The following is a 14,173-nucleotide window of genomic DNA, read 5'->3' as shown; positions in this document are numbered from 1 at the left end:
AGAAAAATGTCACAAGTTTCATATGCCATTCAAGATCTGAATAGCACGATAAACCAGTTTGAATCTAATGTTGATGTTCATGTAAATAATATAAGACAGTCTAGCATCAATGTTGAACAGGCCACAAAAGAGATATATGATCAGATTTCCAAATTCCGAGAGGATATGGAGCATGGTGAGCAGAGTCAGTTGGCTCATGAAAATATTATTAGAATTGATCAGATAATCAAGGAACAATTTAGCAATTATGAGACAATCCGAAGGACAGTAATGGGTGTGGTAAGAGATTTTGACATAAATCTGGTACGAAACAGTACAATCCAGGAGCTGTCAGAGGAATTATGGATGACAAGCTCACGATATTGGCTGTCATATGCGTTAATTGCAATTACTGCTTGGGTCAATAACTATCCTGATGTTGCTAAGAGTGCTCTTGCAGAGGGTGGTCGTAAAGATGCAATTAAGACAACACTATTCTTCACTCTGTTTAACTTAAGATTTGATAGAACAGAAGTGGCTAAAAAATGGTTTTATGAATATTTAAAAACTCTTGATCCGACAATGCTTCAGCAAGAATCGGCGGTTATGTTGCATGCTTTTTTGGATGGAATATTTGGAAAGGATCGTGAACTGGAACAGGCAGTGGTTGATGTAATTGATCAGTGGATTTCAATCATTAACGAAGATGCTGCCATTTGTGAGGAGCTTGTTGCTAGTTATGAAACATATCTTGCTAACATTAACCCTCATAAGAGTTTTGATTATGTGTCTATTTTACAGTACTGTGTGAATTCAGCAGAAATGTCAAAATCATATCTTGAAGTATCAAAATATGACACAATTCTGCAGCTGCTTAAAGAGTTAGACGTTGATGCTGTAGAACAAAATGACAGCAATTATAAAGAACGAGTGGATGCTGTCCTTATCAATTTGATGTCAAACTTCGATGAAGAAGAGCGAGAACTCAGGAATGAACAGGAGTATTTCAATTTAATTGTTCGTAATGAGGGTGTTGTCGAAAAAGCTGAGGCTCAGTACGAAGCAGAAATGGCATTGCAGAATGAGCATTTTAACATTGGTAAACAGATGATTAGCTGGGCTATTTACGATGAAACAGCTAACTCTAGAGTTCGTAAGTTTGCTTTCCAGAATACCAAGGAATGGTTTAAGACGGCACTTGATAAGTTTGCAATTCGTATCGAGCAGGAATTTCCAATAGAGTATTCCCTTGCCATTGATACATGGACAGGGACAAGCAACGGAAATGACCAAGCTGAATTAACAGAGAACATGAAAAACTATTATGAAACTAATAAATTCCAGAATATGTTTGTAAATTCTCTGAATATAGTGGCAGCAATCATCATTATTGCCTCTATTGCGTTGGCGTTTGTAACACCGTATTCTTTGGTTGCTACTGCAGTGGCAGGGATTTTTCTGGGATACAGATGTTATAAGGCGATTAAAGAATATCCAAAACGTGTAGAAGCTGCATTAAATGCTTTAATACAAACTTTGACAGAAATTGGAGATTTCAGACAGTACTTTGAAGATAACAGCAAGAAAAAGGATGCGGTTCTTTCTGAAATGGAATTTATTTAATTAGTAATACGTGTTATAGGATTCATTCAAAAGAAAAGGAGTTAAGATCATGACTGAAGAGAAGAGAAACAATAATGAAGAGATGGATTTCGAACAGATGATGGAGCAGCGTATGCAGGCTAACTTTGCTGGGGCTAATGGTGCGAATGCATCTGCATCAAATGAACGCCTTAAGGAAATGAATAAGAAGCTTCCTTCATGGAGTTTAGAACCTCCATATAGTTTTATTAGATAATGGTTAATACAAATGAATTAAGAACATATCAGCAATGGATAGGTTGTTTAGATTATTTAAGTAAAAAAAAGGTTACAGATGAATTTATCGACAATCTGAAATATGGTTTGTGCCCTGGTATTGAAATGGTTATGCCTCATTTTCTAGAACGAGTGCAAGATACCGTTAATCAAATGATGAACAGAAGCACTAGGATTTGTACGGCATTATTGAATGAGTCTTTAGAGGATGGAGATTTTAGTAATGTAGAATCGAATTTGTATAGATGTTATAGGGATATAAAGCGCTGTCGCTTTTACTTAAATATAAAATTTATTCCTGAATCCTTTGTTATTGAATTAGACGAAAAGACCGTATCCGAAACTAATCGATACTGGAAAGAAGTACATAAAGTCCTAACACAGTTGGCAGAGGAAACAGGGAATGAAGAAATTTATGACCTATTATATTACATGAATCGGCTGATAAAAAAGGATAGGCGAAATGGGTAACTATATAGCTACAAAGCTGGAAGTGAAAAATCATTTATTCGCGAGAGTCCCTCTTATTGTTATAAAATCCTCCGAACGAGAACGTATTGAACGAATGATGCGGGAAATTTCTGAGGAAATGAGAATTAACATTTATTACTACACAGATGTGAAGCAAGTTGTTGCACTCCACAGTGGGAATAGTGTAAGTAAAGATGTTGACAGAGATCCGTTAGCTTACGCTCAGGAATTATTTCGAAAAAACAGAGGTTCTACATTTGTACTTGGAGATGCGCGACGAATTAGTGATGAAAATGCTTTCAGCAGAGAAATACTAGATTCACTATATTTAGCGATGGAAACTGCCGGTACAATTGTTTTAGTGACACCGGATTATGTATGGAATCGCTTAGCGCAATTTGGATTATTAACTGTACTGGACTATCCGGATGTAGATGAACGTGAAAAACAAATTAATAAATTCATTAAACAATACAATACGAGATATCCTGTTGAGTGGAATGCCGAAGCAATACATAAAGCAGCGATGTTGCTCAGAGGATTTAGTGAAGTACAGATTGATAACATTCTTATTTCCGTATTGGTGGCAAATAAAGGGTTGTCAAATAACAACCTGCAAGATTTGACTAAGCAAAAAAGCAGGTTATATGCTGCAGTGCCATGTGTAGAAGAGGTTTCTGTTTCATCAAATATGGATGTTTCAGGTCTGGATAATTTAAAAGCATGGATTAGAGAGCGAAAAAAAATATTCTTCATTTCGGATGAAATATTGGATGATTATGGAATTACTGCACCGAAAGGCGTTTTATTGGCAGGTGTTCCAGGATGCGGTAAGTCGTATTCAGCAAGGCTGTTTGCATCGGAATGGGAATTACCACTGTTCAGATTTGATATTGGATCAATTTATGATAAATGGATGGGTGAGAGTGAAAGAAAAATGCACGCAGCTTTAACATTTATCGATAATATGGCTCCTTGTGTGGTTTGGATTGATGAAATTGAAAAAGCACTTTCAGTGTCGGATTCTGGTAATGATACTGGTAAGCGAGTTTTAGGGGAATTCCTGTATTGGCTTCAAGAATCTTCCGGCAGAGTGTTTTTGGTCGCAACAGCAAATGATATTTCAGCATTGCCTCCGGAATTGTTTAGAAAAGGGAGATTTTCAGAAATTTTCTTTATTGATTTGCCGACCTATCAGGAACGTAGAGAAACAATAGAATTATACTTGTATAAGTGCTTGCGAAAACGTTTGACAGAAACTGAATTGGCAACGCTTACGGAAATGTCAGATGGATTTTCATATTCCGATATTGAAAGTGTAATTAAAGAAGCAGCTCAGTATAGATTGATTCACCAAATTGATAATATGGAGTTTGAAGAGATTAAAAAATACTTCAAGAGCAATATTTCTTTTGCAAGTACAAATCCAGAGGCGGTAGATCGCATACGCGAATGGGGACGTACACGAGCAGTGTCAGCGTCTATTAGACAAAATCAATGAAAGGAGTTGGGATACTATGAGCGATATAAGTGCTTTGCAAGCTCGCTTGGCCCAAGAACAATCCAGAAATAGAGAACTTCATGGATATTTGGCGGAGCTGGGAAGCGGAGTGACCTCAGCTCATCGTGAGATGTCAAATTATGAGAGTAAGGTTCAAAACACTTTAAATGAAAGTAGTAACAGAATATATTCATCGCACGAGAATATTATAAGAGCACACGAGTTACAAATGGAAATTGATAAACTCTATGTGCGATTTAAGAACATGGAATTGGCAAATAAGAAAATTCGTTCATGTAACAATAAGAAATACTATGATTTTGCCAATTACACAACAATCCGAAAAATAGTTCAGGGTATGTTGGACAATCTGAACTTGCACATGATTTCAGATGCAATTATCTACAAATCCGTGGAAAAGGAACATTTGAAAACACCAGATTATTGGTTGACATCAGTACTTTTGAGTATCATGGCTTGGAAGAATGATGATAAATCATTAGCAGAGCGAGCAACAGAAATCTCCATTAAATTAGACAAGAAAGATAGTGCTATTTTTTACATGTTGTTTAACATTAGAATGGGTAGGGAAGAGGCTGCTCTTAAATGGTTTATGCTCTATCAGGAATGTGAACTGAAAGGAAGCGATCAGAAAACTTTTCTGATGTTATTCTCCCTGTTGTCAAAAACTATTAATGATAACGTTGAAGACAAAATAAAGTTTGAAATCATTGATTTCATTAATAGAGTTATTACCATGAATGCTCAGGCTGAAGGATATGATGAGGAGGCAATACTCAATAATATTGAGCATTATCTGACTCGTATGAAAGGCACTGATGAATTAAAAACAACGATGTTAAAACGTTGTCTCACAGATTATGCAGATATGGCAGATATTTTGGTTTGTGCTCGGAATAATATGAATATTTTGCAATTTATTATGGATGTATCCAATGTTACCGAGTTGGAAAAAAATACATATTTAGAGCAGTTTATTAATGATGAAATAGCAAAGCCTAATGACGTTGAAGTCAGTGTATATGATGAAATTGAGTATAATGAGCTCGTAATTGCATGTAATGGTGATATGCAGTTGACAGAAGCGATATACACAGAGCGTCAAGAAAAAAGAAGAAAAGAACTGAATTTAATTTCTGAAATGATTGAGTGGATTTATGCAAGAAATTCAGAAGAATCAGTAAATGGACAGGTAAGAAAGAATATGTTTACCTTGACCGAAAATCTTCAGAGGAAAGCTGTTGAACGATACACAGAACACTATAGAAGTAGACAAAAAGATACTCATCCAGCTGTGTTAGGAGATTATTCTACAGAGATTGATTTTACAAATCGAGAAGGCGAACGTCAGAAAATCACTTCACATTATGAAGCTGAAAGAGATGCCCAGCTTAGCCAAATTAAACTAATTATAGCTATTGTGGGTGCAATTATAGGTGCTTGTGGTATTGGTCTTGCTATATATATGATGAATCCGCTCTGCTTACTTGTTTCGGCTGGTGGTGCCGCATTGGTCGCTTATAATGTTATTTCAAATAAAATGCAGAGAAAGCATATTCATGAAACTTGCTTGTTGAATATTAAAAACAAGAATGATATTATAGATGGCTTGTTTTCTGAATATGAAGTGTACAAACGCGAATTAGCGGAATATGATTCGTACTATGAAAAAGTGCTTGAAGCTTTTGATCAGTTCTAATCGTGAGAGAATATCAATAATGTTTTGAGTCTGGGTTCGGGTTACGTACGATTCCAGACTCCTTCATTAAGATACTCGGAGAAGTGTTGGTGAAGTGGAGATGAAGAGTAAATGGCAAAGTGTATTAGATGTGGGAAACCATGTGGCAGTGGCGAGAATATGTGCGATGAGTGCAAAGCATGGTTTCAGGAAAAAACGGGAGGATCAGTTGTTCCAGGCGTAAAAAATATAACAAGTAAACCTAATAAAGAGGTGCAAGCTGATTATAAAGAACAAAATAATGAACAGGAAAAAGAGAAGCAGGTAGAAGTAGCCAATCAAAACATTAAACCGGCTAATGTTGAAAAAAATAATAGTATAGTTATTTCTAAAAAAACATTATTCATTATTATTGCAGCAGTCGCAATAGTGATGATTGCTGTGGTAGTTGTAGTTCTAAAACAGAAAGAAAACAATACAATGGGTGTTGCTGAAATTGAAAACTTTGATAATAATGATGTCGCCAATGAAGATTTAGGATCAGAAGAATTGGATGTGTATGAAGATACCATAATAGACGATGAAATTTATGATGAAGGTTATGATGAAGAGATGACGACTGAAGAGGTCGAAAAGGTATCTACTTATCAATATGTAAAAAAAGATATTTCATGGCATGAGGCTGAATGGGAAGCTGAAGACGCTGGCGGTCATCTTGCCGTAATTACAAGTGAAGAAGAATACAATAATGTCTGTGACATTGCAAATGAGTCAGGGCTTACATATATATGGATTGGTGCAAGAATTGATTCAATATCAGATGATTGGTCTGATAATGGATGGATTACTGGCGAAGACTGGACTTTTGATAATTGGTATCCGAATGAGCCTAGCAGAATTGATACAACTGATAATGAGGAAGAGCTATACTTATGTCTGTGGAATGCGAAATATAATGACAGCGAAATTGGTTGGACATTTAATGACCAGAGAAATGATATTGTAGGGGCATTCCCATCAATTAGTGGTAAGGTTGGGTACATTATTGAATTTGAGGAATAGGGCACTATGACGAATAGAAAAAAATATGTAAGGCAAGTTAGATTTTTGTTTATAGTGGCAGTTATAAGTATGTGCTCTTTAATGCTAAATGGGTGTAATAAAGCAACAAAACCTACGGGAGATAAAACCATAGAAATAACTTCTGAAAAAGACTCGGGTGATGATATGTTAACGAAAAATGTCAAAGAATCCTCTGACAGAAAGGTGGACTCGTCAGGTATGTCAGAGCAAAGTGAGGGCAATCAACAAACTATCGAAGAGATGGCAAAAAAAATTGTAGACGAAATGACGATAGATGAGAAAGTATATCAAATGTTTATTGTTTTGCCTGAACAGCTTACAGGCGTAGGTCAGGTGACTGCAGCAGGAACAACAACTCAAGAGGCACTTGAAAAATATCCTGTTGGAGGGATTCTCTATTTATCTCAGAACATTGTCTCCAGAAATCAGACACAGACGATGCTAAGTAATGTGCAAGCATACTCGAAAATTCCAGTATTTACAGCAGTGGATGAAGAAGGTGGAGTTGTAAGTAGAGTAGGAAATAATCCAAACATGGGGACAACATCGTTTCCGAGCATGAAGAATATTGGTTCTACAGGTGATTCTAACCAAGCGTATACTGTAGGATACACTATCGGAAATGAGTGTAAAGAATTAGGCTTTAATCTTGATTTTGCTCCGGTAGCAGACGTGTTTTCTAATCCAGAGAATACTGTAATAGGTAATAGGGCATTTAGTGATGATCCAAATATAACAGCAGATATGGTGTCTTCTTGTGTGAGAGGATTTAAGGATGCGAAAATGCTTTGTGCGCTTAAACATTTCCCCGGACATGGAGATACGATTGCAGATAGCCATTATGAGGCTGCAATAACTTCAAAAACATTAGAAGAACTGGATGAGCTGGAATTTGTTCCTTTTGTGAAAGGAATAGAAGCAGGCGCCGATTTTGTAATGGTTGGACATATTCTTACACCTAATATTACCGACGATTATATTCCGGCTACATTATCTAATGAAATGCTTTCAATATTAAGGGATGAGTTGAAATTTGATGGAATAATTATTACAGATGCAATGAATATGGCGGCAATAACGGATTACTATTCATCTTCTGAGGCGGCTGTAACAGCAGTTAAGGCGGGAATTGATATGATACTGGTTCCGGAAGATTTTCACGCGGCAGTTTCAGGTGTGATGCATGCGTTAGAAACTGGAGATATAGCAGAGGAAGAGATTAACGATAGTGTAATTAGAATAATACAAACAAAAATTAGAGCGGGACTAAGTACAGAGTAATAAGTTCATTATTTGAACATTGGTAGCATAGGAGGATTCGATAATCGAATGATGTAGATTATGGCAAAGTGTATTAGATGTGGAAAACCATGCAACAATGGTGAAAACATGTGTGATGAATGTAGAGCATGGTTTCAAGAAAAAACAGGAGGATCAACTCCTGCTTCAGGTAGCAAAGTTACAAAAAAATCTGAGACTAGTAAGGATGAGACAACTGAAAAAGCGGTGTCTATAAATAAAAACGTAGAGGCATCAATCAAAGAAGATGAGCCAGTAAATATTGCAAAAAGAGGTGAATTTACGGAGCATAATGGTGCGAAAACGTCTAGCTCTAGAAAATATATAGTGTTAATAATAGCGTTAATTGCTATTTCAACGGTTGTTGTGCTTTTCTATTTGAGTGGTCAAAAAAATAAGGATAATGCGGATTCTTCTGGACAAGATGAAACTATTATTGATATAGAAGCTGATGAGCATACAGAAGAAGCAGAGTCTAAAGAGGAATTCACAGAAGAGGTTGATGTAGAAAATACGGAAAATGAATTAGAACAAATTACTTCTTTAGATTCCGGTGATAATTTGGAAGAGTCTGATTCGACATATTATGTTAAGAATGTTGATGCAGGATTGAATGTTCGAAGTGAGCCCAAAAATGATAGTGCGTTAGTATATACAGTTGAAGATGATTCAATAATGACTTATTTAGGAGAAATGGGAGAAGGTTATGGTTCTGACAACGAGCTTCACACTTGGTACAAAATCACAATAAATGGACATACAGGTTGGGTAAGAAGTGACCTGGTCGACCAAGCCAGATTCGATAATGTTCAAGATATAGCTGTTCAAGATATTGCTCAGCCATTTTATGGTGTATGGGTATCAGCAACTAAAAACGAGTCTGAAGCAGAAAAAATGTGTAATGAATTAATAACAAAAGGCTTTGATGCCCGAGTGATTGTGACAAGTGATTGGAGTAATTTGAATCCAGAAACGTATTATGCGATATCCATCGGGGCACATTCAAATAAAGCGGATGCGGAAACTCAGCTAGCGGAAATGAAACGTAATGGATATGAAAGTGCATATATAAAGTATTCGGGAGATTGTCTTGTAGATTAATCTGCGGAGTAGACAAATAAGCATTTAAGGGTGATTGTTCCAAAATCCACTTTTAATACAATCTAAAGAAAGGAAGTATTCTTGGAAAAGGGATACAAGCATAAAATATGGCCAAGTGTATAAGATGCGGAAAACCATGTGCCAGTGGCGATAACATGTGTGATGAGTGTAAGGCGTGGTTTCAGGAAAAAACGGGGGGATCAGTTGTTTCCGGAGTAAAGCGAGCAACTCCTAAGAAGGACAATAAACCAAATATAAGTGAAAATAAACCAATTCATGTTTCAGAACCACCAAAACAAGATACACAAGAAATAAGTGAAACTAAAGATGTTGAAGAAACAACAAGTGGCAAAGATGTACCTACAACACCAATCTCTGGTTCCAGTCAGGGAAAAAATATAGTTCTGTCACGAAAAACTCTATATTTAATCATTGCTGGTATTGTGGCTGTAGTTGTTATTGTGATTCTTGTGATAGCAATGAGTGGTAAAGATAAAAATAATGAGAGCGTAGAATCTTATGGTGGAACCACAGATTATGTTTATCAGGAAGAAAATGACGATTGGGATAATGATAATACATTTGATGATGAGTATACCGACGTTTCAGATGATGCCGTTCCAGAGAATGTAATTAGAATCCAAAATAAGTATCAGGAACAGGTAGATAGATACTATCATAATGATAACCTAGAATCCTCTCCAGTTGAAAATGGATATGTTTATTATCTTTATGATGAACTCATTGAAGTAAATTATGTGGTGGCAGAAGATGGGGGTACGGACTATTATTATGATAATGGAGAAGTATATTATGCTTTAAATGTAAATGATGCAGGAGAACAGGATCAACTCTTCTATGAGTCTGGTTCCTTAATATATTGGATTGATAATGATGGTCACAACCATAACGCAGCAGAGGCAAAAGATTATTGGGGATACACTGTTAAAGAAGCAGAAGATTTGTATGCTAAATATGCAGATAAAAGAGTTGTTGGATTTGAAGAAACTTCTGAATACATTCTACCAAACAGTGATCGGGAGTATATTTCTAAATCAGATCTGTATGGATTGTCTGAATGGGAAGTTCGTATTGCAAGAAATGAAATTATGGCGAGACATGGTCGAAGGTTTAAGGATCAGTCTTTGCAGGATTATTTCGATAGCTGTTCATGGTATTATGGCACTTTAAGCCCAGATGAATTTGATAAAAATTACGATTCAAATTTGAATGAATATGAAAAGAAAAATGCAACAACGATAAAGGAATACGAGAAAGAACAAGGATATAACCAATAATGAAAAAAATAGCGATATTACTTTGTGGACTTTTACTGATAAGTATGGTTGGATGCAGTAATATAAGCAAAGATAAAGAAACCAATCTATCGGCGGAGAAAATCGAAGAAGTACAGTGTGAAGATAATGAAGATGTAGAAAGTGAAATTGATGCTGCTAGTTCTATTAACGATGACAAAATTGAGCAGGAGAGTTTAGCTGAAGCCGTAGAAAACGAAATAGTATATGCTATTGATAGTGTAAATGTACGGAGTGAAGCATCAACAGATTCTGAAATTCTTGGAAAGCTTAATAGACGGGATGAAGTTGAACGTATTTCTGATGACGGGGAATGGAGTAAGGTTCTGTATGAAGGTAAGATTAGTTATATTTCCAGTCAATATCTAAAATTAAAACCAGAACCAGGAGCTACGAACGGCTTTTTAGTTGTTATTGATGCTGGACATCAGGCGCATGGCAATAATGAACAGGAACCAGTTGGTCCAGGTGCATCTGAAACAAAGAAAAAAGTAAGTAGTGGAACAGCAGGAAGCTATACTGGGGTGGCAGAATATGAATTGAATCTGGCTGTAGCGCTAAAACTTCAGGAAGAATTAGAAAATCGTGGCTACGAAGTAATTATGGTTCGTACAACTAATGATGTCAATATTTCAAATGTTGAACGTGCAACAATAGCTAATGAGGCTCATGCCGATGCGTTCATCAGAATTCATGCAGATGGAGCCGAATCGGGTAACCCAAGCGGAACCATGACAATATGCCAGACTTCGAAAAATCCATACAATAGTAATATTCATTCTGAGTGTAAAGAATTGTCACAATTTGTCGTAGATGCCATTTGTGCTCGAACCGGTTCAAATAATCGAGGAGTTTGGGAAACTGATACGATGTCGGGGATTAATTGGTGCGAAGTACCAGTAACTATTGTAGAAATGGGTTATATGACCAATAAAGAAGAGGACTATGCAATGCAAACAGATGAATATCAAGATAAAATAGTTGATGGCATTGCAAATGGAATAGATAAGTTCTTTGAAAATAATAATACATAATAAAGATTCTCTGTAGGCTGTTACATTTTATGTTCATCCATAAGAGTAGATGTTAGAGCAATATAACAGAAAGAAAAGAAGTTTGTTCGCTATAAAGAAGGGGCAGCAATGTATAGCATGTGTCAGAGCAAATTTGAAAGAATGGCACGCGAAGCAAAGGTAACCTACAAAATAGATAAGCTTGTTTTTGTGAACACAGAACTGTTTGAAAAGTATCTGGAAACTTTCAGAATTGTTGAATAACGTAATAATTTTAACAGATATGGAGAAAGTAATTGTACATAATAAAACTTGACTATATGGAATCCGAAAAATATAATTAAAAACGTGAGGAGGTATATGCCAATGGCAAAAATGGGTAGACCAGCAGTTGAAGTACCAAAAGACAAACGCGTCAGCATGAGAGTGACTGAAAAAGACTACCAACGCATTGTTGCATATGCTGAGAAACAAAAAATAACAGTGGCTGAGCTTATTAGCCGAGCGGTTAAAGCTTATATAGAAACAGCTCAATAGTACGTATGGTCTCTTTCCCGTCAGGGAAGGAGGCAGAAACCACAATAAAGGGTCTGACACGATCTGTTGATTATTCCGGGCATTCAGCCCATGTGCTAATGTGCGTTCAGCGCATGCGAATCGCAGTTTAGCATTATCTGATCGTAGATCATCACATTGGCTTAATCCGCTTGATTGCCTTAAGCATACATTTATGATTTGTGTCAATGGGGCGCATAACGCCGCCGTTAGGCTTTACCATTGACTCAAATCGTAAATGTATGCATGATCTGAAGTGCGGATTCTATTAAATGCGCTAAAGCATGGCTAGGGTGGGCTGAACTGCGACCAAAGTAGGCCTAAGCCGCGGAATAATCACTGTCAAACCCTTTATAAATGGAATTTAAGATTTCACTCAATGGATTGGCATTCAAAATTTGGTACCAAAAAGTCGAAATATCGGGAAATTTGCCAATGGAGATTATTTGACAGCAGGTTCACTTCTTTGTACAATTTTGATGATAATTATCAATATTGAAAACAGTACAGGAGGATGAAACGAGAATGGATTTGCTTACGAGAGAAGTATTGAATCAGACAATAGCGGAGGCTATTGATGAAACCAGAAACAAGATTTGTGCAGAAGATGAGATATACCAACATGCTGAGAAAGATCTGGATGAATTGGCAGTGAGATTTATGGAATTAGATTTGCAGGAGCATGACAGAATGATAATCAATGATTATATTGCCTGCTTACAAACAGTAGATTGTCGGTATGCGGATATTTCTTATATGGCAGGTATTGGAAGATGCCATTACTTTGTTAAAGAAGATGGATTTGATAAAAAATACAATTGAATAGGTATTAAGAGCTGCTTTTCTTTTTTTATCCAATTACTCATGTATACTGGAGTAATTGGATAAGCGGTATGGTTCTAATCTTTTCACTGATTTATGGTTACAATGTATGTAAAAATAGGTCAGAGAAGAGGTGTAAAATACTTGCGTATAGAAGAGTATATTCCAAAAAGAATCTCTGAATTATGCAGAAAACGTGGCTATTCTAAATATCGACTCTCACAGCTTACGGGAATGTCGCAGACAGCATTAGGAAATATTATGTCCAGAGACAACATTCCGACGATTCCAACGCTTGAGAAAATATGTGATGCATTTGGAATATCGTTAGCTCAATTTTTTGCAGGAGACAGTGGAAAATTAGATTTGACATCTGATCAGACAGAGATATTGGATATATGGGACGGATTGGAAGTTAAAGAAAGAGAGATTGTGTTATCTCTTATGAGGAGTTTAAAGAAATAAGAGCAGTTCAAGAAAAAATTGGACTGTTCTTTTTTTGTGCGTTGGAGAATGTAGGAATGAAGAAAAAAGGATTACTTGGTGCAATTGTGATTGCGCTGCTTTGTACGGGATGCGTACACAGTCTGAATGTGGTAACAACAAAAGCAGAGAATAATATTCAACTTCCGGATGTGAAATCTGAAATTAGCCAGGAAAAGTGCTGCATTTGCGGAAATAATGAAAGAAGCTTGATGTCATATTACAGAAAATCGGGAATGTTGGGTTTAGTATGTTTGAATACATTGGAAATATCAACATTAGATACTCGTGTGTATTCTGATGATGGTACGGAAATCATCAGTGATGGTGGATTAAGTATTACGTCATCGTCACATGGAGAGAAAGAGTGCAGTTTCCGAATCAACGGGATGCCGAACCATGGAATTTTTGAGGGTAAAGTGAATTACGGAAAAAAGAGTACACCGGATTTTGAAGTGATTAAAAAATACTTATGCCAGGATTGTCTGGATAAAGTCCTTTCAATGTATCAGGATGAAATGGAGTGGAGCGATTCCAAGCGGAGATTTCCGGAGGTATGTATTGTGGATTTTCAAACAAATGAGCTTTATACACTGGGTAAAAGTCACACGGGGTATTGGATAAGAGATTATTGGATACATATTGATCACGATGATGACAGTAGTAGTATAATGGCTATATATGCACCAGAGGATAAAATGGATAGCGGGAGTGAAGAGAGCCGATGAAAATGCAAATATCGGATGAACTGACCACTCGTTTCATTAGCAGCTGACCAGTACTTTCAACACAACTGACCATACATTTCGGAAGCTGACCAACTTTGATATAGTGATTGAGGTAGCTATTGCTACACATTATTCGGTAGTGTCAAGTAATCTATGAAAAACTGGGCCGAAAAAAACAGGCTCAAACGAACCTTGAAAATTGCAAATATATAAGACGGAAGGCCCTCCGGGGGCTCAGGGCGCTG

General features: G+C 36.5%; 14 protein-coding genes and 1 pseudogene. All 15 read left to right on the top strand.

The features are described 5' to 3' along the window. Positions 1 to 6 precede the first annotated feature (6 nt). Positions 7 to 1,602 (top strand): hypothetical protein, encoded by a 1,596-nt coding sequence (locus tag ACTNBF_RS13725; protein WP_441050372.1) that lies wholly within the window; start codon positions 7 to 9, stop codon positions 1,600 to 1,602. Positions 1,603 to 1,651: 49 nt separating this feature from the next. Beyond that, positions 1,652 to 1,837: a hypothetical protein gene (locus ACTNBF_RS13720; protein WP_441050373.1), complete on the top strand. Its 186-nt coding sequence runs from the start codon at positions 1,652 to 1,654 to the stop codon at positions 1,835 to 1,837. After that, complete coding sequence (locus ACTNBF_RS13715) at positions 1,837 to 2,328, top strand: hypothetical protein (protein WP_441050374.1); 492 nt, start codon at positions 1,837 to 1,839, stop codon at positions 2,326 to 2,328. Before ACTNBF_RS13720 ends, ACTNBF_RS13715 begins: the two co-directional genes overlap by 1 nt. Next, on the top strand, positions 2,321 to 3,829 hold the full coding sequence (locus ACTNBF_RS13710; protein ID WP_441050375.1) for an AAA family ATPase: 1,509 nt from the start codon (positions 2,321 to 2,323) through the stop codon (positions 3,827 to 3,829). The genes ACTNBF_RS13715 and ACTNBF_RS13710 overlap by 8 nt, the downstream gene beginning before the upstream one ends. A 16-nt stretch (positions 3,830 to 3,845) precedes the next feature. Then, on the top strand, positions 3,846 to 5,549 hold the full coding sequence (locus ACTNBF_RS13705; protein ID WP_441050376.1) for a hypothetical protein: 1,704 nt from the start codon (positions 3,846 to 3,848) through the stop codon (positions 5,547 to 5,549). A gap of 111 nt (positions 5,550 to 5,660) precedes the next feature. Continuing rightward, positions 5,661 to 6,590, top strand: a complete 930-nt coding sequence (locus ACTNBF_RS13700; protein ID WP_441050377.1) for a C-type lectin domain-containing protein — start codon at positions 5,661 to 5,663, stop codon at positions 6,588 to 6,590. A 6-nt stretch (positions 6,591 to 6,596) separates the two neighbouring features. Further along, the gene (locus ACTNBF_RS13695) at positions 6,597 to 7,892 is read left to right on the top strand and encodes a glycoside hydrolase family 3 protein (protein WP_441050378.1); all 1,296 of its coding nucleotides are present in this window, start codon (positions 6,597 to 6,599) and stop codon (positions 7,890 to 7,892) included. A 60-nt stretch (positions 7,893 to 7,952) separates the two neighbouring features. Beyond that, positions 7,953 to 9,011, top strand: a complete 1,059-nt coding sequence (locus ACTNBF_RS13690; RefSeq protein WP_441050379.1) for an SH3 domain-containing protein — start codon at positions 7,953 to 7,955, stop codon at positions 9,009 to 9,011. 107 nt (positions 9,012 to 9,118) lie between these two features. Next, on the top strand, positions 9,119 to 10,309 hold the full coding sequence (locus tag ACTNBF_RS13685; RefSeq protein ID WP_441089459.1) for a YARHG domain-containing protein: 1,191 nt from the start codon (positions 9,119 to 9,121) through the stop codon (positions 10,307 to 10,309). After that, positions 10,309 to 11,361, top strand: coding sequence for an N-acetylmuramoyl-L-alanine amidase (locus tag ACTNBF_RS13680; RefSeq protein WP_441050381.1), 1,053 nt, complete (start codon positions 10,309 to 10,311; stop codon positions 11,359 to 11,361). Before ACTNBF_RS13685 ends, ACTNBF_RS13680 begins: the two co-directional genes overlap by 1 nt. A 72-nt stretch (positions 11,362 to 11,433) precedes the next feature. Then, positions 11,434 to 11,604: pseudogene (locus ACTNBF_RS13675) on the top strand (DUF6462 family protein); the annotation flags it as partial. A 102-nt stretch (positions 11,605 to 11,706) separates the two neighbouring features. Beyond that, positions 11,707 to 11,877 (top strand): hypothetical protein, encoded by a 171-nt coding sequence (locus ACTNBF_RS13670; protein ID WP_441050382.1) that lies wholly within the window; start codon positions 11,707 to 11,709, stop codon positions 11,875 to 11,877. 543 nt (positions 11,878 to 12,420) lie between these two features. Further along, the gene (locus tag ACTNBF_RS13665) at positions 12,421 to 12,717 is read left to right on the top strand and encodes a hypothetical protein (RefSeq protein WP_441050383.1); all 297 of its coding nucleotides are present in this window, start codon (positions 12,421 to 12,423) and stop codon (positions 12,715 to 12,717) included. A gap of 96 nt (positions 12,718 to 12,813) precedes the next feature. Beyond that, positions 12,814 to 13,182 (top strand): helix-turn-helix domain-containing protein, encoded by a 369-nt coding sequence (locus ACTNBF_RS13660; protein WP_441089458.1) that lies wholly within the window; start codon positions 12,814 to 12,816, stop codon positions 13,180 to 13,182. 56 nt (positions 13,183 to 13,238) lie between these two features. Beyond that, complete coding sequence (locus ACTNBF_RS13655; RefSeq protein ID WP_441050475.1) at positions 13,239 to 13,928, top strand: hypothetical protein; 690 nt, start codon at positions 13,239 to 13,241, stop codon at positions 13,926 to 13,928. The last annotated feature ends 245 nt before the right edge of the window (positions 13,929 to 14,173 follow it).

Origin of the sequence: Bariatricus sp. HCP28S3_A4 (assembly GCF_052066395.1) — a bacterium.
GTDB lineage: Bacteria > Bacillota > Clostridia > Lachnospirales > Lachnospiraceae > Allocoprococcus.
The sequence above is the reverse complement of the archived record's forward strand: the minus strand, read 5'-3'. Positions and strand labels throughout refer to the sequence as shown.

Bases quoted from the DNA above. Each gene is read 5' to 3' on its own strand.
- ACTNBF_RS13695 (WP_441050378.1), top strand. From the start codon at position 6,597: ATGACGAATAGAAAAAAATATGTAAGGCAAGTTAGATTTTTGTTTATA.
- ACTNBF_RS13670 (WP_441050382.1), top strand. From the start codon at position 11,707: ATGGCAAAAATGGGTAGACCAGCAGTTGAAGTACCAAAAGACAAACGC.
- ACTNBF_RS13720 (WP_441050373.1), top strand. From the start codon at position 1,652: ATGACTGAAGAGAAGAGAAACAATAATGAAGAGATGGATTTCGAACAG.
- ACTNBF_RS13665 (WP_441050383.1), top strand. From the start codon at position 12,421: ATGGATTTGCTTACGAGAGAAGTATTGAATCAGACAATAGCGGAGGCT.
- ACTNBF_RS13710 (WP_441050375.1), top strand. From the start codon at position 2,321: ATGGGTAACTATATAGCTACAAAGCTGGAAGTGAAAAATCATTTATTC.
- ACTNBF_RS13705 (WP_441050376.1), top strand. From the start codon at position 3,846: ATGAGCGATATAAGTGCTTTGCAAGCTCGCTTGGCCCAAGAACAATCC.
- ACTNBF_RS13655 (WP_441050475.1), top strand. From the start codon at position 13,239: ATGAAGAAAAAAGGATTACTTGGTGCAATTGTGATTGCGCTGCTTTGT.
- ACTNBF_RS13725 (WP_441050372.1), top strand. From the start codon at position 7: ATGTCACAAGTTTCATATGCCATTCAAGATCTGAATAGCACGATAAAC.
- ACTNBF_RS13690 (WP_441050379.1), top strand. From the start codon at position 7,953: ATGGCAAAGTGTATTAGATGTGGAAAACCATGCAACAATGGTGAAAAC.
- ACTNBF_RS13660 (WP_441089458.1), top strand. From the start codon at position 12,814: ATGGTTACAATGTATGTAAAAATAGGTCAGAGAAGAGGTGTAAAATAC.
- ACTNBF_RS13700 (WP_441050377.1), top strand. From the start codon at position 5,661: ATGGCAAAGTGTATTAGATGTGGGAAACCATGTGGCAGTGGCGAGAAT.
- ACTNBF_RS13715 (WP_441050374.1), top strand. From the start codon at position 1,837: ATGGTTAATACAAATGAATTAAGAACATATCAGCAATGGATAGGTTGT.
- ACTNBF_RS13685 (WP_441089459.1), top strand. From the start codon at position 9,119: ATGGCCAAGTGTATAAGATGCGGAAAACCATGTGCCAGTGGCGATAAC.
- ACTNBF_RS13680 (WP_441050381.1), top strand. From the start codon at position 10,309: ATGAAAAAAATAGCGATATTACTTTGTGGACTTTTACTGATAAGTATG.